The sequence below is a fragment of the Burkholderia sp. 572 genome (assembly GCF_040545135.1).
Lineage (GTDB): Bacteria > Pseudomonadota > Gammaproteobacteria > Burkholderiales > Burkholderiaceae > Burkholderia > Burkholderia cepacia.
Genome location: NZ_JBEPLH010000006.1, coordinates 80,322 through 97,903 on the forward strand (window position 1 = coordinate 80,322; position 17,582 = coordinate 97,903).

The following is a 17,582-nucleotide window of genomic DNA, read 5'->3' on the forward strand; positions in this document are numbered from 1 at the left end:
AGGTCAAGTTCGCCGAAATGCGCAAGGGTCGACATCATTGTTTCGCAAATGGTGGCGACCTTATTCGTTTCCCGTTAATTGGGTAGTTAATTTATCGTTTTTATACAATAAACGGGTGTGTTGGCTAAAAATGAAATGTTGATTTTTAGAAATGTAAATGCTCATCCATAAAATATCTTGCCGATATTTTATGGATTGAATATTTCTTTGGAGCAATGAAAATTGATATGAAATTTTACGAGGTGTGCCGTCGTGAACGCTGTTAAGGTGTATCGGACAGGTTGCGCGAACGGTATGGAAAATTTCGGAAGGCTGAAGTTTCATGTGCATTCGATGCGTTAATGGCAATTTCCGCATCGGCAAGCCAATCCATTCATGACGTGTTACCGGACGATTTACGAGTTCAGCTCGATCAGGCGGCACCATCCCTTCAGGTTTTAAATCCTATGAGAACCGTGTCATGAGCAACCCGATCAAGAATATCGTCATCGTGGGCGGCGGCACCGCGGGCTGGATGGCCGCTTCGTACCTCGTCCGGGCACTCCAGCAGCACACGAGCATTACGCTCGTCGAGTCCGCGGCGATCCCCCGGATCGGCGTGGGTGAGGCGACCATCCCGAGTTTGCAGAAGGTGTTCTTCGACTTCCTCGGGATACCGGAGCGGGAGTGGATGCCCCAGGTGAACGGCGCGTTCAAGGCCGCCATCAAGTTCGTGAACTGGAGGAAGTCCCCGGAGCGCTCGCGCGACGATCACTTCTACCACTTGTTCGGCACCGTGCCGAACTGCGACGGCGTACCGCTTACCCACTACTGGATGCGCAAGCGCGAACAGGGCTTCCAGCAGCCGATGGAGTACGCGTGCTACCCGCAGCCCGGGGCGCTCGACGCCAAGCTCGCACCGTGCCTGTCCGACGGTACCCGCCAGATGTCCCACGCGTGGCACTTCGATGCGCACCTGGTAGCCGACTTCCTGAAGCGCTGGGCCATCGAGCGCGGGGTGAAACAGGTGATCGACGAGGTCGAGCAGGTTCACCTGAACGAACGCGGCTACATCGCCAGCCTGTCCACCAAGGAAGGGCGCACGCTGGAGGCGGACCTGTTCATCGACTGCTCCGGCATGCGGGGGCTGCTGATCAACCAGGCGCTGAAAGAGCCCTTCATCGACATGTCCGACTACCTGCTGTGCGACAGCGCGGTCGCCAGTGCAGTGCCGAATGCCGATGCGCGCGTGGGAGTCGAGCCGTACACCTCGGCGATCGCCATGAATGCGGGGTGGACCTGGAAGATTCCGATGCTGGGCCGGTTCGGCAGCGGCTACGTCTTCTCGAGCAAGTTCACGTCGCGCGACCAGGCCACCGCCGACTTCCTCAACCTCTGGGGCCTGTCGGACAAGCAGCCGCTCAACCAGATCAAGTTCCGGGTCGGGCGCAACGGGCGGGCGTGGGTCAACAACTGCGTCGCGATCGGGCTCTCGTCGTGCTTCCTGGAGCCGCTGGAGTCGACGGGAATCTACTTCATCTATGCGGCGCTTTACCAACTCGTGAAGCACTTCCCCGATACCTCGTTCGACCCGCGGCTGGCGGACGCATTCAACGCCGAGATCGTCCACATGTTCGACGACTGCCGGGATTTCGTCCAGGCGCACTATTTCACCTCGTCGCGCGACGACACGCCGTTCTGGCTCGCGAACCGGCACGACCTGCGCCTCTCGGACGCCATCAAGGAAAAGGTTCAGCGCTACAAGGCAGGATTGCCGCTGACCACCACGTCGTTCGACGATTCGACGTACTACGAAACGTTCGACTACGAATTCAGGAACTTCTGGTTGAACGGAAACTACTACTGCATCTTTGCGGGCCTGGGCTTGCTGCCCGACCGGTCGCTGCCGCTCTTGCAGCACCGGCCGGAGTCGATCGACAAGGCCGAGGCGATGTTCGCCCGCATCCGGCGCGAGGCCGAGCGTCTGCGGACGAGCCTGCCGACGAACTACGACTACCTGCGGTCGTTGCGCGACGGCGGCGCGGGGCTGTCTCGCAGCCAGCCCGGGTCGACGCTCGCGGCGCCGGAAACCCTGTAGTGGAGCGCACCCTGGACCGCGCATGCGCATTCGCGGCGACGCACGCCGCGGTGGCGGCTTGCGATCCGCTGCGGGCGCGGGCACTCGTTCTGCAACTGCCGGGCCTGAACCGTCAGAAGGACGTGCCCGGCATCGTCCGCCTGTTGCGCGAGTTCCTCCCGGTGCGCGGCGTGCCCGCCGACTGGGGCTTCGTCGAAGCCGCCGCCGCGATGCGGGACATCGGGTTCTTCCTGGGCTCGCTCAAGCGGCACGGCCACGAGCCTGTGGACGCGGTGCCCGGGCTCGAGCCGGTGCTGCTCGACCTGGCGCGCGTGACCGGCCTGCCGCCGCGCGAGACGCTCCTGCACGTGACGGTCTGGAACCCCGCGGCGGCCGACGCGCAGCGGAGCTACACCGGGCTGCGCGACGAAGCGCACCTGCTCGAGAGCGTGCGTATCTCGATGGCGGCGCTCGAGGCGGCCATCGGGATGACCGTCGAGCTGTACGACGTTCCCCTGCGGTCGCCGTCGTTCGCCGAAGGGTGCGACGAGCTGGCGGACTATCTCCACAAGATGGTCGAATCGATCGTTTACGCCTACCGCTATATCTCGGTGCAGGTCTTCTACGACGAGCTTCGCCCGTACTACGAACCGATTCGGGTCGGGGGCCGGAGCTACCTCGGCCCCGGTGCGGTGGAAATGCCGCTTTTCGTGCTGGAGCACGTGCTGTGGGGGTCGCAATCGGACCACCCGGGTTATCGGGAATTCAAGGAGACGTACCTGCCCTACGTGCTTCCCGCGTTCGGGGCGATCTACGCGCGGTTCGCCGGGTCGCCTTCGCTCGTCGACCGCGTGCTCGACGAGGTGCAGGCGACCGGCGCGCGGAGTGAGCCCGTCGTGGCCGGGCTGGCCGCCCTCGACCGGGTCTTCGAGATCCTGCTGCGCTTCCGCGCGCCGCACGTCAAATTGGCGGAGCGGGCGTACGAAGTCGGGCGAAGCGGCCCGACGATCGGTAGCGGGGGGTACGCGCCCAGCATGCTCGGCGATCTGCTCACGCTCACGCGTGCCGTGCGGTCCCGCCTTCGCGCCGCGCTCGACGAGCCCTGACACCCGACGCCCGACGCGTGCGGCCATGTGTTCCATCTCACAAGGAGAGTGTGCCCTCATGACTCAAAAGAGCCCCGCGAACGGGCGCGACAGCAACCACTTCGACGTGATCATCCTCGGGTCGGGCATGTCCGGCACCCAGATGGGGGCGATCCTGGCCAACCAGCAGTTTCGCGTGCTGATCATCGAGGAGTCGTCGCACCCGCGCTTCACGATCGGCGAATCGTCGATCCCCGAGACGTCCCTGATGAATCGCATCATCGCCGATCGCTACGGCATTCCGGAGCTCGACCGCATCACGTCGTTCTACGCGACGCAGCGTTACGTCGCGTCGAGCACGGGCATCAAGCGCAACTTCGGCTTCGTGTTCCACAAGCCCGGCCAGGAACACGACCCGAAGGAGTTCACGCAGTGCGTGATTCCCGAGCTGCCGTGGGGCCCGGAGAGCCACTATTACCGGCAAGACGTCGACGCCTACCTGTTGCAGGCCGCGATCAAATACGGCTGCACGGTGCGCCAGAAGACGAACGTGACCGAATACCACGCGGACAAGGACGGCGTCGCGGTGACCACCGCCCAGGGCGAACGGTTCACCGGCCGGTACATGATCGATTGCGGCGGGCCGCGCGCGCCGCTCGCGACCAAGTTCAAGCTCCGCGAAGAGCCGTGCCGCTTCAAGACGCACTCGCGCAGCATTTACACGCACATGCTCGGGGTCAAGCCGTTCGACGACATCTTCAAGGTCAAGGGGCAGCGCTGGCGCTGGCACGAGGGAACCCTGCATCACATGTTCGCGGGCGGCTGGCTCTGGGTGATTCCGTTCAACAACCACCCGCGATCGACCAACAACCTGGTGAGCGTCGGCCTGCAGCTCGACCCGCGTGTCTACCCGAAAACGGACATCTCCGCGCAGCAGGAATTCGACGAGTTCCTCGCGCGGTTCCCGAGCATCGCGGCGCAGTTCCGGGACGCCGTGCCGGTGCGCGACTGGGTCAAGACCGACCGCCTGCAATTCTCGTCGAGCGCCTGCGTCGGCGACCGCTACTGCCTGATGCTGCATGCGAACGGGTTCATCGACCCGCTGTTTTCCCGGGGGCTCGAGAACACCGCGGTGACCATCCATGCGCTCGCGGCGCGCCTCATCAAGGCGCTGCGCGACGACGACTTCTCCCCCGAGCGCTTCGAGTACATCGAGCGCCTGCAGCAGAAGCTCCTGGACCACAACGACGACTTCGTCAGTTGCTGCTACACGGCGTTCTCGGACTTCCGCCTGTGGGACGCGTTCCATCGGCTGTGGGCGGTCGGCACGATCCTCGGGCAGTTCCGGCTCGTGCAGGCCCATGCGAGGTTCCGCGCGTCGCGTGACGAGGGCGACCTCGATCACCTGGACAACGACCCTCCGTACCTCGGGTACCTGTGCGCGGACATGGAGGGGTACTACCAGTTGTTCAACGACGCCAAAGCCGAGGTCGAGGCCGTGAGCGCCGGGCGCAAGGAGGCCGGGGAGGCCGCGGCGCGGATTCACGCCCTCATCGACGAACGCGAGTTCGCCAGGCCGATGTTCGGCTTCGGGTACTGCATCACCGGGGCCAGGCCGCAACTCAACAACTCGAAGTACAGCCTGGTGCCGGCGATGAAGCTGATGCACTGGACGCAAACCAGCGCGCCGGCAGAGGTGAAACGGTACTTCGACTACAACCCGATGTTCGCGCTGCTCAAGGCGTACATCACGACCCGCATCGGCCTGGCGCTGAAGTAGCCGGCCGACACCGCCAGGAAAACGATGAACGACGTTCAATTCGATCAAGCGGTCGCCACGGAGCAAGCCCCGGGGGTGTACGACGCGACCACGCGCGTGGCCGCGAGCTGGTACGTCGCGATGCGCTCGGACGACCTCAAGGACAAGCCGACGGAGTTGACGCTGTTCGGCCGTCCGTGCGTGGCGTGGCGCGGCGCGACCGGGCGGGCGGTGGTGATGGACCGCCACTGCTCGCACCTCGGCGCGAACCTGGCCGACGGGCGGGTCACGGACGGGTGCATCCAGTGCCCGTTTCACCACTGGCGGTACGACGAGCAGGGCCGGTGCGTTCACATCCCCGGACACAGCCAGGTGGTGCGGCAGCTGGAGCCCGTTCCGCGCGGCGCGCGTCAGCCGACGTGGGTCACCGCGGAGCGGTACGGCTACGTGTGGGTCTGGTACGGCTCTCCGCAGCCGCTGCACCCGCTGCCCGAAATCGCCGCGGCCGACGTCGACAACGGCGACTTCATGCACCTGCACTTCGCGTTCGAGACGACGACGGCGGTCTTGCGGATCGTCGAGAACTTCTACGACGCGCAGCACGCGACCCCCGTGCACGCGCTCCCGATCTCGGCCTTCGAACTCAAGCTGTTCGACGACTGGCGCCCGTGGCCGGAGGTCGAGCCGCTGGCCCGGGCGGGCGCGTGGTTCGGTGCCGGGATCGACTTCACCGTGAACCGGTACTTCGGGCCCCTCGGCATGCTGTCGCGCGCGCTCGGCCTGAACATGTCGCAGATGAACCTGCACTTCGACGGCTACCCCGGCGGGTGCGTGATGACCGTCGCGCTGGACGGACACTTCAAATACAAGCTGCTCCAGTGCGTCACGCCGGTGAGCGACGGCAAAAACGTCATGCACATGCTCATCTCGATCAAGAAGGTGGGCGGCGTCTTGCGCCGCGCGACCGACTACGTGCTGTTCGGGTTGCAGACCCGACAGGCCGCGGGGTACGACGTCAGGATCTGGAACGGGATGAAGCCGGACGGCGGCGGTGCGTACAGCAGGTACGACAAGCTCGTGCTCAAGTACCGCGCGTTCTACCGGGGCTGGGTCGACCGCGTCGCCGAGACGGGCGCTCGACCGCACCGCCGCGAGTGAGCGGCGAGGCGTGAGGCGGCGGCCGGGAGCCGGCCAATGAGCAGGATCGCGCCGGAAAGGCATGCGGCCGGCATGCCCGGGCCGAGCACGGCCCGTTTTTTCGCGATCATCGTTTCACGTCGTCGGACGAGCGGGCGGCCGTCGGGCTGGTGCGCTCGAGCGCTTGAGCGACAAGGATTTCGCGGGCCCGGCTGCGGGCGCCGCGAAATCCGCCGACAGGCGCCGGGTCGGCGCGCGATCCGGCCGTCAGCCGGCTGCCGAACAGATGCGGAGATCAAGAGCCGGCCGATGCCGTCGCAACCGGCGCCGCATCGGGATGCGCACGCGCGTAAAGCTGGCGATTGCGCGCGATCTGCGCCTGCGACGGCGGATAGTCGTTCCGGTCCGTCGGCAGCAGGCCGCCGGCTTCGGCATTGATCAGCTGCTGGTAGATTTCGGCGCGCGTGAGCGGCGCCTGCGTGGACTGGGCGAAGGCCTGTGTACCGAACGGCAGGCTCAGCGCGGCAACGACAAAGGCAGTGAAGAGTTTCATGGCGATTCCCTGGTGGTTGAACGAACGGGCGAGTGGGGCGGCCCCACGTATCCCATTCTGGTTGCCGCGGCAGTCACGACGCTGACCCGCCGATTACAGTTTTGTAATCCGCCCGTTTCGCGCTTGCACGATGCGGCTCGCGCGCCGCGTTTCCCGGTAACATCGGCGCATGTCACCACCCCATGCGACGGAGCCGACCATGCGCATCCTGATAGTCGAAGACGAACCGAAGACCGGCGCGTACCTGAAGAAAGGGCTCGAGGAATCCGGCTTCAGCGTCGATCTCGCGAAGGATGGCGGCGAGGGCCTGACACTCGCGCAGGAGGAAAGCTACGACGTGATCGTGCTCGACGTGATGCTGCCCGTGCTCGACGGCTGGAGTGTGCTCAAGCGGCTGCGCGACACGCACGCGACGCCCGTGCTGTTCCTGACCGCGCGCGACGACGTGCAGGATCGTGTGCACGGCCTCGAACTCGGCGCCGACGACTACCTCGTGAAGCCGTTCGCATTCGTCGAGCTGCTTGCGCGGATCCGCACGCTCGCACGGCGCGGGCCGCCGCGCGAGACGGAGCGCATCGCGGTGGGCGACCTGGAGATCGATGTCGTGCGCCGCCGCGTGAAGCGCGGCACCGTGCGGATCGACCTGACGCCGCGCGAATTCTCGCTGCTGCAACTGCTCGCGCGCCGGCAGGGCGAGGTGCTGAGTCGCACGCAGATTGCGTCGTACGTGTGGGACATGAATTTCGACAGCGACACCAACGTCGTCGAAGTCGCGATCCGGCGGCTGCGCGCGAAGATCGACGACGATTTCGCGGTCAAGCTGATCCATACGGTGCGCGGCGTCGGCTACGTGCTCGAACCGAAGGACGCCGCATGACGCTCGGCCGCTTGATCGGCCGCTCGATCGGCGCGACGCTCGCGCTCGCGTTCGGCGCGACCATGCTCGCCGTCTTCGCGCTTGTCGGCACCTATGTGTATACGGCCCTCGAGCGGCAGGTGAGCACGCAGGACGACCTCGACATCGTGCTCGCCGCGCGGCACACGCGCCGGCTGGCGGGCGAGCTCGATTCGCTCGACGCGGTGCGCACGCATGCGGACCGGCTGACGAGCCAGGTGCTCGGCAACGCGGCGCTGTCGATCGCCGTCGTCGACGGGCAGGGCAACGTGCTCGCGCGCCACAACGTCGAGCGCACCGGGTTCGAGGACTCGCCCGAGCCGGCGGCAGCCGCATCGACGCCCACCTCGCCCACCTCGCCCGCGCCGCCGGCATTGCCCGACGCTGCGCAGTTCCCGCCGCACGCGACGCCGGTGCCCGCGAACGAACGGATCACCACCGACCGGATCGCAACGTGGACGGCCGGCGGCGGCGTGTCCGTGCGCGGCGTCGTCAGCGACGCGCAGTTGCGCGACCACTCGACGATTCGGATCGCGATCGCGCGCAACATGAGCGATCGCGCCGCGATGCTCGACGGCTACCGTGACCGGCTGAAGATCGCCGGCGGCCTGGGTGCGCTGTTCGCGATGCTGCTCAGCTACTGGCTGATCCGCACATCGCTCGCGCCGCTGCGCGAGATCGTCGCGAACACGGGCCGGATCACCGTCGACAAGCTCGATACGCGGCTCGACGCGTCGCGTGCGCCGCGCGAGCTGACGGCGCTCGTCGACGCGCAGAACGCGATGCTCGGCCGCCTGCAGCAGGCGTTCGGACACCTGTCGCAATTCAGCGCGGATCTCGCGCACGACCTGCGCACGCCGCTGAACAACATGCGCGGCGCGACCGAGGTGGCGCTCGCGCGACCGCGTTCGCCCGACGAGTACCAGGCGCTGCTCGAATCGAATCTCGAGGAATACGACCGTCTCGCGCGGATGATCGAGAACGTGCTGTTTCTCGCGCGCGCCGAGCATCCGGGTTTCGTCACACGGCAGCGTGCGTTCGACGTGCATGACGAACTGGAGCGTATCGCCGGTTATTTCGAAGGGCTGGCCGACGAAGCGGGATCGACGCTGCGCGTCGACGGGCACGGGCAACTGACCGCCGATCTCGAACTGTTCCGCCGCGCGGTCAGCAACCTGCTGGCCAACGCGCTGCGTTATACGCCGGCGGGCGGCGTGATCGCGATGAGCGTCGACGAAACGGCGGATGCGGTGCGCGTCGTCGTCGCGAACCCGGGCGAGCCGATCGATCCCGCGCTGCTGCCGCGCATCTTCGAGCGTTTCGTGCGCGGCGACCCCGCGCGCAGCGGCGGCGTGCCGGGCGGCACGGCCGGGCTCGGCCTCGCGATCGTGCGCTCGGTGATGGAATTGCACGGCGGCACCGCACGCGTCGAAAGCGACGCGGCCGGCACGCGCTTCATCCTCACGTTCGTCAGGACGCCGACGGCGTAGCGGCCGCGTGCGCGGCGGCCGTTGCGTGCGCATCCATATCCGTATCCTTGTTCCAGCCGCCGCCGAGCGCCGTCAGCAGCGCGACCGCCGCCTCCATCCGGCGCGCGGCGATCTGGTCGGCCAGGCGCCGGTTCGACAGCGCGATCGTCTGCGCGGTCACGACGTCGAGATAGCTGACCGCACCGGCGTTGAAGCGGTTGGTCGTCAGCTTCAGCGACAGGTCGGCCGCGTCGGTCGCGCGCTGCTGGCTGTTCGCTTCCGATGCGAGCGCATCGAGCGCGGAAAGCTGATCCTCGACCTGCTGGAACGCGGCCAGCACGGTCTGCCGGTAATCGGCGACCACGCCGTCGTACTGCGCATGCGCGGCGTGCAGCGACGCGCTGCGGCGCCCGCCGTCGAACAGCGTGCCGGCGAGCTGCGAGCCGAGCGACCAGAACAGGCTCGGCGCGGTGAGCCACGGCGCGAAGAACGAACTTTCGAGCCCCGCGCTCGCCGACAGCACCAGGTCGGGAAAGAACGCGGCGCGCGCCTCGCCGATCTGCGCGTTCGCGGCCGCGACGCGCCGCTCGGCCGCCGCGATGTCGGGCCGCCGCTCGAGCAGTTGCGACGGCACGCCGGCCGGGATCGCCGGCACGTCGAATGCCTGCACGCGCGGCGGCAGCGTGAAGGTCGACGCGCTTTCGCCGACCAGCGTCGCGAGCGCATGCTGAAGTTGCGCGCGCGACGCGTCGATGTCGGTGTCCTGCGTCTGCGTCGATTCGAGCTGCGTCTCGGCTTGCGCGACGGCCGACGCGTCGATCGCGCCGTCCGCGAGTTGCTGCTTCAGCAGCTTCAGTGCATCGGCATACGCGCGCACCGTTTCGTCGAGCAGTTGCTTCTGCGTGTCGAGCGAGCGCAGCGCGAAATAGTCGGTCGCGAGCTCGGCCGTGACGGACAGCCTCACGGCCTGCAGGTCGGCCGCGCTCGCGTCGGCATTCGCCTGCGCGCCCGTCACGGCGTCGCGCACGCGGCCGAACAGGTCGGGTTCCCAGCTCGCGGCGACGCCGGCCTGGTAGTCGGGCGTCGTCTTGCCGGCGAGCGACGAGCCGAGCTTGTTCTGCGACAAGCGCGAGCGGCTCTGCGCGACGCCGGCCGTGACGGTCGGCAGGAACCCCGCACGCTGGTAGCCGACCATCGCGCGCGCCTGCTGGAGATCGGCGACGGCTTTCTTCACGGTCTGGTTCGAGATGTCGACGCGCGCTTCGAGCGCGTTCAGTGCGGCGTCGTCGAAGACGGTCCACCACGGGCCGCGCGACGCGGCATCGGCGGGCGTGGCGACGTTCCAGCCGGGTTGGGAGACGGGGGCGGCCGTAGCCGGTACGCCCGAAGCCGGTATGCCCGTAGCCGGTATGCCCGTAGCCGGTACGCCCGCATAGTGCGCAGGCACCGCGACGGTGGGGGGCGAGTAGGCGGGTAGCGTCGAGCATGCGGTCAACGCGGCGGCGATGCCGAGCGCGACGACGCGGCGCGCGAACGGGAGCGGATGAAAGAGGCACATGGTGGAGATCTCGCGGGTTGTCATGAACGGTCAGCTGCGGGCCTTCGTCGACGTCGCAACCGGCGTCGACGCGGGCGCCGCGACGGCGGCCGGCGCTGCCGCGGCCGCTACCGCGCGCGGCGCCGCCGGCACGCCGGTAGCCGAGCCGGCCCGCGCAGCCGCCTGCGCCGCGCCGGGCTCGACCGCCACGATCTTCACGGTCTCGCCGTCGGCGATCGAATCGCCCGGGTTGTCGATCACCCGATCGGTCGCGGCCAGCCCCGCGACGATCTCGACGTGCGTGCCGAAATCGCGGCCGATTTGCACGGTCTTCAGCGCGGTGGTGCCGTTCGCGGCGAGGGTCGCGACCGTCACGCCGTTCGGCCGGAACAGCAGCGCGCTGACCGGCAGCTCGAACGCGGGCGCCGCACTCGCGACGAGCAGGTGCGCCTGCGCATACGCGCCCGGCATCAGCGCGCCGTCGTGGTTGTCGACGTCGATCTCGACCCGCAGCGTGCGCGTCACGGGATCGATCGCGCCCGCGCTGCGCGCCACGCGCGCGGCGAAGCGCCGGCCCGGATACTGCTGCGTGGTCAGGTACACGGGCGTGCCGGCCGACACGCCGGCCGCGCTGTCCTGCGGAACGTCGACGAACACGCGCAGCGTGTCGGTCTGCTCGAGGTGGAACAGCTCGCCCGACAGCCCCGGGCTGCCCGGCGTGCCGCCCGCCGTGACGAGCGTGCCGACGTCGACGTTGCGCGCGGTGATCACGCCGTCGAACGGCGCCGTCACCGATTCGTACGACACGAGTTCGTTCAGATGGGCGGCATTCGCCTGCGCGGAGGCGAGCATCGCGCGCTTCGCGTTCATGTCGGCGACCTTCGTGTCGGTGTCCTGCTGCGATACCGACTGCGTCTTCAGCATCTCCTGCCAGCGCTGCGCGGTCGATTTCGCGTAGTCGTAGTTCGCCTGCGCGGTCGACGTGTCGGCGTGCGCCTGGCGCAACTGCGCGTCGAGGTCGGGCGCCGTGATCTGCGCGAGCGTCTGCCCGGCTTTCACGTGCGTGCCGATATCCGCACTCCAGTGCGCGATATAACCACTCGTGCGCGCATAGATCGACGCTTCCGCGTACGGCATCACCGCACCCGGCAGCGTGAGCGTCTGGTCGGCCGGCGCGGCGCCGGGCCGGATCACGGACACCGGCAGCGCCTGCTGCGCGGCCACCTGCACGCGCTGCGCGGCGCGCGCATCGATACGCGGCACGATGCCGGCGGCCAGCAGCGCGGCGGCGAATGCGAGCGCGGCCAGCGGGACGGCGAGCCGGCGGCCGCGACGGGGCGGCGGCGCGTCGGGTGCGGCGTCGCGCGCGACAGGCGGCACCGCCGCCGTTTCGGCGGAAATCGGGGCGAGAGGTTCGGTCGAGTCGTTCATGATGGGTTCGAAGTCGGGCGAGTCGGAGGAAATCGGCGGGTATCCAGTCCAGCTATCCGGGTATCCGTGCTCAAGGCAGTGCCGGCGTGTCCGGCACGCGGCGTGCGGCGGCCGCATCGCGTCGTCGTTCGAGCCACGCATGGACGAAGCCGAACACGACGGGCACGAACAGCAGCGTCGACACCGTGCCAAACGCGAGGCCGCCGATCACCGCGCGGCCGAGCGGCGCGTTCTGCTCGCCGCCGTCGCCGAGGCCGAGCGCCATCGGCAGCATGCCGATCAGCATCGCGAGCGCGGTCATCACGACCGGGCGGAACCGGCTGAACCCCGCGTCGAGCGCGGCCTGCCACGGCGGCGTGCCGCCGGCGCTCAGCTCGCGCGCCGCGTTGACGACGAGAATGCTGTTCGCGGTCGCGATGCCGATGCACAGGATCGTGCCGGTCAGCGCGGGCACCGACAGCGTCGTGTTCGTGACGAACAGCATCCACGCGATGCCCGCGAGCGACGCGGGCAGGCCGCTGACGATCACGAGCGGGTCGAGCCACGACTGGAAGTTCACGACCATCAGCAGGTAGACCAGCGCGATCGCGAGCACGAGGCCGCTCAGCAGCCCCGCGAACGACTGGTGCATCGCCTGCACCTGGCCGCGCAGCACGATCGACGAGCCGGGCGGCAGTTGCGCGCGTGCGGCGTCGACGAGTTTCGTCACGTCGGCCGTCACGCCGCCGAGATCGCGGTCCTGCACCGACGCGAAGATGTCGAGCACAGGCTGCACGTTGTAGTGCGACACGACGGCCTGCTGCTCGGCGCGCGAGAAGGTGCCCAGCGTGCCGAGCAGGTTCTGCGCGCCCGCGCCGGCTGCGGGACCGCCCGCGGGCGTCTGCGGCGATTGCGCGGCGGTCGGCATCGCGATGTTCGCGAGCGACTGCAGCGAATTGACGTCGTACTGCGGCGTTTGCACCAGCACCGGGTAACTGACGCCGTTGGCGGGGTTCAGCCAGAAGTTCGGCGTGGTCTGCGAGCTGCCGGACAGCGCGATCAGCAGGTTCTGCGCCACGTCGCGCTGCTGGAGCCCGGCCTGGATCGCCTTGGTGCGATCGACGTCGACGTTGATCGCGGGTGCGTCGCCGGGCTGCTGGATGCGCGCGTCCACGAGGCCGCGCACGCCGCGCAGTTGCGCGAGCAGCCGGTTCGCGACCGCGCGGTTCGCATCGAGCCGGTTGCCGACGATCTGGATGTCGATCGGCGCGGGCAATCCGAAGTTGAGGATCTGGCTGACGATGTCGGCCGGCAGGAACGCGAAGGTCACGCCCGGGAACGCCTGGTTCAGCAGGTTGCGCAGCTTCGTCACGTACTGCGCGGTCGGCCGGTGGTTCGGCTTCAGCGTGATCATGATGTCGGCGTCGCCGGCGCCGACCGGATCGGACGAGTCGTAGGTCAGGTTGATCCCGCTGACCGGCACGCCGATGTTGTCGAGCACGCCGGCCAGTTCGTTCGCGGGGATCACCGAGCGGATCCGCGTCTCGACCTCGTCGGTCAGGCGCGCGGTCTCCTCGATCCGCGTGCCGGTCGGCGCGCGCAGGTGCAGCCGGATCTCGCCGGTATCGACCGACGGGAAGAAATCCTGCCCGGCGACGGCGAACAGACTCGTGGAAGCCACGCAGGCGAGCAGGAACGCGGCCGCGAAGCGGCGCCGGTTCGCGATCGCGGCCGACAGCAGCGCGCGATAGCGCGCGCGGACCGCTTCGAAACGGTGCTCGAAGGCGGCCTGGAAGCGCGCGAAGCGAGCGAAGATGCCGCGCGGCTGCTTGCCGTGCCCCTTGGCGCGCATCAGCACCATCGCGAGCGTTGGGATCAGCGTGCGCGAGAAGAAGTACGACGCGATCATCGCGAAGATCACCGCTTCGGCCATCGGCACGAACAGGTAGCGCGCGACGCCCGTCAGCAGGAACATCGGCGCGAACACGATGCAGATCGACAGCGTCGACACGAAGGTCGGCACGGCGATCTCGCCCGCGCCGGTCAGGATCGCCTCCTCGAGCGGCGCGCCGCGTTCGAGGTGGTGCGTGATGTTCTCGATCGCGACGGTCGCATCGTCGACGAGAATCCCGACCGCGAGCGCGAGCCCGCCGAGCGTCATGATGTTGATCGTCTCGCCGAGCGCGGCCAGCGCGCACAGCGACGTCAGCACCGCGAGCGGGATCGTCACCGCGATGATCAGCGTCGCGCGCCAGCTGCCGAGGAACAGCAGGATCATCAGCGCCGTCAGGCACGCGGCGATCAGCGCTTCGCGCGCGACGCCCTGGATCGCCGCTTTCACGAACACCGACTGGTCGCCGAGCGGCGTGATGTGCAGCGCCTTCGGCAGGCCGGCCGCGATCTTCGGCAGCATCGCCTTCACCTGGCCGATGATCGTCAGCGTCGATGCGCTGCCGGTCTTCTCGACCGTCAGCAGCGCCGCGCGCTTGCCGTCGCTGCGCACGATGTTGGTCTGCGGCGCGTAGCCGTTGCGCACGTGGGCCACGTCGCGCACATAGACGACGTTGCCGCCGACGGTCTTCACCGGCAGGTCGTTCAGCGCGGCGACGGTCTGCGTACTGCCGTTCATCTGCACGTTGTATTCGCGCGCGCCGATCTTCGCGGTGCCGCCGGGCAGGATCAGGTTCTGCGCGTTGATCGTGTTGACCACGTCGATCGGCGCGAGCCCCTTGGCCTGCAGCGCGCGCATGTTCAGGTCGACGACGATCTCGGGCACCTTGCCGCCGAACGGCAGCGGCACGGCCGCGCCCTGGACGGTCGCGAGCTGCGTGCGGATGAAGCTGTTGCCGAGGTCGTACAGCTGCTGCTCGGCGAGCGTGCTGCTCGACAGCCCGAGCTGCAGGATCGGCACCGTCGACGCGTTGTACGTGATGATGTTCGGCGGCAGCGTGCCCGGCGGCAGGATCCGCAGGATCGACGCGGAGTTGCTGGAGGCTTCGGCAATCGCGCGATTGATGTCCGCGCCGGGGTGGAAGAAGATCTTCACGACCGACACGCCGTTCAGCGATTGCGATTCGATGTGCTCGATGTCGTCGACGTCGGACGTGAGCGCGCGCTCGTAGTTGGTCGTGATGCGCTTGGCCATGTCCTCGGCGGAAAAGCCGTTGTACGACCAGACGATGCTGACGACCGGGATGTCGATGTTCGGAAAGATGTCGGTCGGCGTGCGCAGGATCGCGAGCGTGCCCGCGATGAAGATCAGCAGTGCGAGCACGACGAACGTATAGGGCCTGCGTAACGCCAGCCGGACGATCCACATGATGTTTTCCTCGAAGCAGGGCAAGGGCGCCGCGATGGATGCGACGAGCGTGCAGTCTGCCGGTGCCGCGTTGACCCGGCCCTGACTCGAAGATTACGAAACTGTTATCTGCGCGTTGCGCCGCAGATTTCAGGATTGTCATGTCACGGTCAGCGTCGTGCCGGCCGCAGTCACCAGAATGAAGACGTCGGGCGGAGAACCGCTTCCGCGGCACCGCCGGCGGCGCATCGACGATGCGTCCTCATCTAACCGTTCTGGGGAGTTTCATCATGAATCGCAGACTGATCGCAGCGACCGCGCTGCTCGCCCTCGCCATCGGCACGCCGGTAGCCGCTTTCGCGCAAGCGTCGTCGTCGGGCCCGACCCGTGCCGACGTGATCGCCGAGCTCGTTCAGGCGCAGCGCGACGGCACCGTGCCCATGTCGAACTGGGACTATCCGCCGAGCCCGCAGACGGTCGCGCGCAATCGCGAGCTTTATGCGATCGCGCACGGCGAGCAGGCCACCGCGACCGCGTCGACGCCGGTGCCGGCCGTCAGCGCGCAGTGACCGGGAGACAGGCGATGAAGCGCCTTTCCCGGCTGGCGATCGCCGCGCTGCTCGCGGCGGCGGTCGCGCCGGCCTTTGCACGCGGGATGCCGCAATTGCCCGATGACGACGGCGGGCGAGCGAGCGTGCTGCAAGCGCTGAACCCGGCGCGCGCGGCCGACGACGGTCGGCCGCATGCGGCCGGCGTCGTGCCGAATCGGGGCGGCGAGACGTCGCGCGGTCGCGACAGCGGCATCGGCCGGCGGCTCGGCTTGGCCGGCGATGGCGATGCGCGGTAATCCTGGCCGTCGTGAGCGACGGTCGGATAAAAGCGCGGTCAACACGTTCATGCCGGTATTCGTGCCGGGAATGAACGATCCCCAAGCAAAGGCGAGCACCTGCGGGCCCGGAACGTCGACTGCATCCCGTGCACGGCCCGGAGCGACCGTGCCGCCAGGCAAAAACTCGCGGCGATCACCCGGTAGCGGTCGAAGCGATCCATCAGCCAGCCGCTCGCGACCGAGCCCGGTCTGCCGCCCCGGTTCACGAAGCCGCCCATGATCGCGCCTTGCGCGCTCGTATAGCCGGCCTCTTTCCCCATCTCCGCCGCGCCCGTCCCCCGGCCCGTTTAGGTGTTTATACGTATGCCAATTCCGATATCGCCCGAATCCAATATTTCATTGGAAGGTTATCGGACTTGTTCATAGACTGATGCGGGGCATGCAGACCGGGCCGGCCGCACGCGCCGGCCCGGTCTGCAGCCCGACCCGCATCCCCGCGCCACGCAGAACCACAACAGCGCAGCGGCATACAACGACATCATCGGAGACGGACCATGACATTCTTCAGGAAGCTGACGGCCGGCGCGCTCGTCGCCGCGGCGACGGTGTTCGCGCACGGCGCGTTCGCGCAGCAAAAGCCGATCACGCTCGGGTTCTCGCAGGTCGGCGCGGAAAGCGCGTGGCGCACCGCGAACACCGTGTCGGTGAAGGGCGCGGCGAAGGACGCCGGCATCAACCTGAAATTCTCGGACGCGCAGCAGAAGCAGGAGAACCAGATTCGCGCGATCCGTTCGTTCATCGCGCAGAAGGTCGACGTGATCGCGTTCTCGCCGGTCGTCGAATCGGGCTGGGAACCGGTGCTGACCGAAGCGAAGGCCGCGCATATCCCGGTGATCCTGACCGATCGCGCGGTCGACGTGAAGGACCCGTCGCTGTACGTGACGATGATCGGTTCGGACTTCCTCGAGGAAGGGCGGCGCGCCGGCCACTGGATGGAAGAGCGCTACAAGAACGACGCGGGCCCGATCAATATCGTCGAACTGCAGGGCACCGTCGGCTCCGCGCCGGCCAACGATCGCCGCGCGGGCCTGCTCGAAGTGATCAAGAACAATCCGAAATTCAAGGTGATCGCGTCGCAGAGCGGCGACTTCACGCTCGCCGGCGGCAAGCAGGTGATGGAAGCGTTCGCGAAGACCTACGGCAAGCAGATCAACGTCGTCTACGCGCACAACGACGACATGGCGCTCGGCGCGATCCAGGCGATGGAAGAAGCCGGGATCAAGCCCGGCAAGGACGTGAGCGTCGTATCGTTCGATGCGACGAAGGGCGGTTTCCAGGCGATGATCGCCGGCAAGATCAACGTCGACGTCGAATGCAGCCCGCTGCTCGGCCCGCAGCTGATGAGCGCGGTGAAGGACGTGGTCGCCGGCAAGCAGTTGCCCAAGCGGATCGTCACGAACGAGACGGTGTTCCCGATGAACGTCGCGGCGCAGGTGCTGCCGACCCGCAAGTACTGATGTCCCGCGCGGGCGGCGGCGCGGCTGCCGCCCGAGT

General features: G+C 67.7%; 13 protein-coding genes. 9 read left to right on the forward strand and 4 right to left on the reverse strand.

Annotation, left to right across the window (positions count from 1 at the left end):
* Window positions 1-460: 460 nt before the first annotated feature.
* From prnA to prnD, 4 genes are read left to right on the forward strand one after another with little or no spacing between them, the layout of a single operon-like run.
* Complete coding sequence (gene prnA / locus ABIC51_RS13395) at window positions 461-2,077, forward strand: tryptophan 7-halogenase PrnA (RefSeq protein WP_175899649.1); 1,617 nt, start codon at window positions 461-463, stop codon at window positions 2,075-2,077.
* The gene (prnB, locus tag ABIC51_RS13400) at window positions 2,077-3,162 is read left to right on the forward strand and encodes a monodechloroaminopyrrolnitrin synthase PrnB (RefSeq protein WP_175853838.1); all 1,086 of its coding nucleotides are present in this window, start codon (window positions 2,077-2,079) and stop codon (window positions 3,160-3,162) included. Before prnA ends, prnB begins: the two co-directional genes overlap by 1 nt.
* A gap of 58 nt (window positions 3,163-3,220) precedes the next feature.
* Entirely contained in the window at window positions 3,221-4,921 is a 1,701-nt protein-coding gene (prnC, locus tag ABIC51_RS13405) for a monodechloroaminopyrrolnitrin halogenase PrnC (RefSeq protein WP_060084747.1), read from the forward strand.
* Window positions 4,922-4,945: 24 nt separating this feature from the next.
* A complete protein-coding gene (gene prnD, locus ABIC51_RS13410; protein WP_175853839.1) occupies window positions 4,946-6,058 on the forward strand; it encodes an aminopyrrolnitrin oxygenase PrnD in 1,113 nt (370 codons plus the stop codon).
* A gap of 274 nt (window positions 6,059-6,332) precedes the next feature.
* Here the strand turns inward: prnD and ABIC51_RS13415 are convergent, their stop codons facing one another.
* Window positions 6,333-6,590, reverse strand: a complete 258-nt coding sequence (locus ABIC51_RS13415) for a DUF4148 domain-containing protein (RefSeq protein ID WP_027792878.1) — start codon at window positions 6,588-6,590, stop codon at window positions 6,333-6,335.
* A gap of 199 nt (window positions 6,591-6,789) precedes the next feature.
* On the opposite strand from ABIC51_RS13415, the gene ABIC51_RS13420 reads away from it, so the two are divergent.
* Together ABIC51_RS13420 and ABIC51_RS13425 are read left to right on the forward strand one after the other, a co-directional pair.
* Window positions 6,790-7,467 (forward strand): heavy metal response regulator transcription factor, encoded by a 678-nt coding sequence (locus tag ABIC51_RS13420; RefSeq protein ID WP_021160488.1) that lies wholly within the window; start codon window positions 6,790-6,792, stop codon window positions 7,465-7,467.
* Window positions 7,464-8,975, forward strand: coding sequence for a heavy metal sensor histidine kinase (locus ABIC51_RS13425; RefSeq protein ID WP_175899647.1), 1,512 nt, complete (start codon window positions 7,464-7,466; stop codon window positions 8,973-8,975). Before ABIC51_RS13420 ends, ABIC51_RS13425 begins: the two co-directional genes overlap by 4 nt.
* On the opposite strand, the gene ABIC51_RS13430 is transcribed toward ABIC51_RS13425, so the two are convergent.
* The 3 genes from ABIC51_RS13430 to ABIC51_RS13440 all read right to left on the reverse strand — a co-directional run bounded on the left by ABIC51_RS13430 (window position 8,956) and on the right by ABIC51_RS13440 (window position 15,220).
* The gene (locus tag ABIC51_RS13430; RefSeq protein WP_175899712.1) at window positions 8,956-10,512 is read right to left on the reverse strand and encodes an efflux transporter outer membrane subunit; all 1,557 of its coding nucleotides are present in this window, start codon (window positions 10,510-10,512) and stop codon (window positions 8,956-8,958) included. The genes ABIC51_RS13425 and ABIC51_RS13430 overlap by 20 nt on opposite strands.
* Before the next feature lie 30 nt (window positions 10,513-10,542).
* Window positions 10,543-11,922, reverse strand: coding sequence for an efflux RND transporter periplasmic adaptor subunit (locus tag ABIC51_RS13435; protein WP_354006506.1), 1,380 nt, complete (start codon window positions 11,920-11,922; stop codon window positions 10,543-10,545).
* A gap of 70 nt (window positions 11,923-11,992) precedes the next feature.
* Window positions 11,993-15,220, reverse strand: coding sequence for an efflux RND transporter permease subunit (locus tag ABIC51_RS13440; RefSeq protein WP_354006507.1), 3,228 nt, complete (start codon window positions 15,218-15,220; stop codon window positions 11,993-11,995).
* A 269-nt stretch (window positions 15,221-15,489) separates the two neighbouring features.
* Here ABIC51_RS13440 and ABIC51_RS13445 point away from each other — a divergent pair, with 269 nt between their 5' ends.
* From ABIC51_RS13445 to ABIC51_RS13455, 3 genes are all read left to right on the forward strand, one after another.
* Window positions 15,490-15,768: a DUF4148 domain-containing protein gene (locus tag ABIC51_RS13445; protein ID WP_059686220.1), complete on the forward strand. Its 279-nt coding sequence runs from the start codon at window positions 15,490-15,492 to the stop codon at window positions 15,766-15,768.
* Window positions 15,769-15,782: 14 nt separating this feature from the next.
* Window positions 15,783-16,046, forward strand: a complete 264-nt coding sequence (locus ABIC51_RS13450) for a hypothetical protein (RefSeq protein WP_175861623.1) — start codon at window positions 15,783-15,785, stop codon at window positions 16,044-16,046.
* 536 nt (window positions 16,047-16,582) lie between these two features.
* On the forward strand, window positions 16,583-17,545 hold the full coding sequence (locus tag ABIC51_RS13455) for an ABC transporter substrate-binding protein (RefSeq protein WP_059686211.1): 963 nt from the start codon (window positions 16,583-16,585) through the stop codon (window positions 17,543-17,545).
* Window positions 17,546-17,582 lie beyond the last annotated feature (37 nt).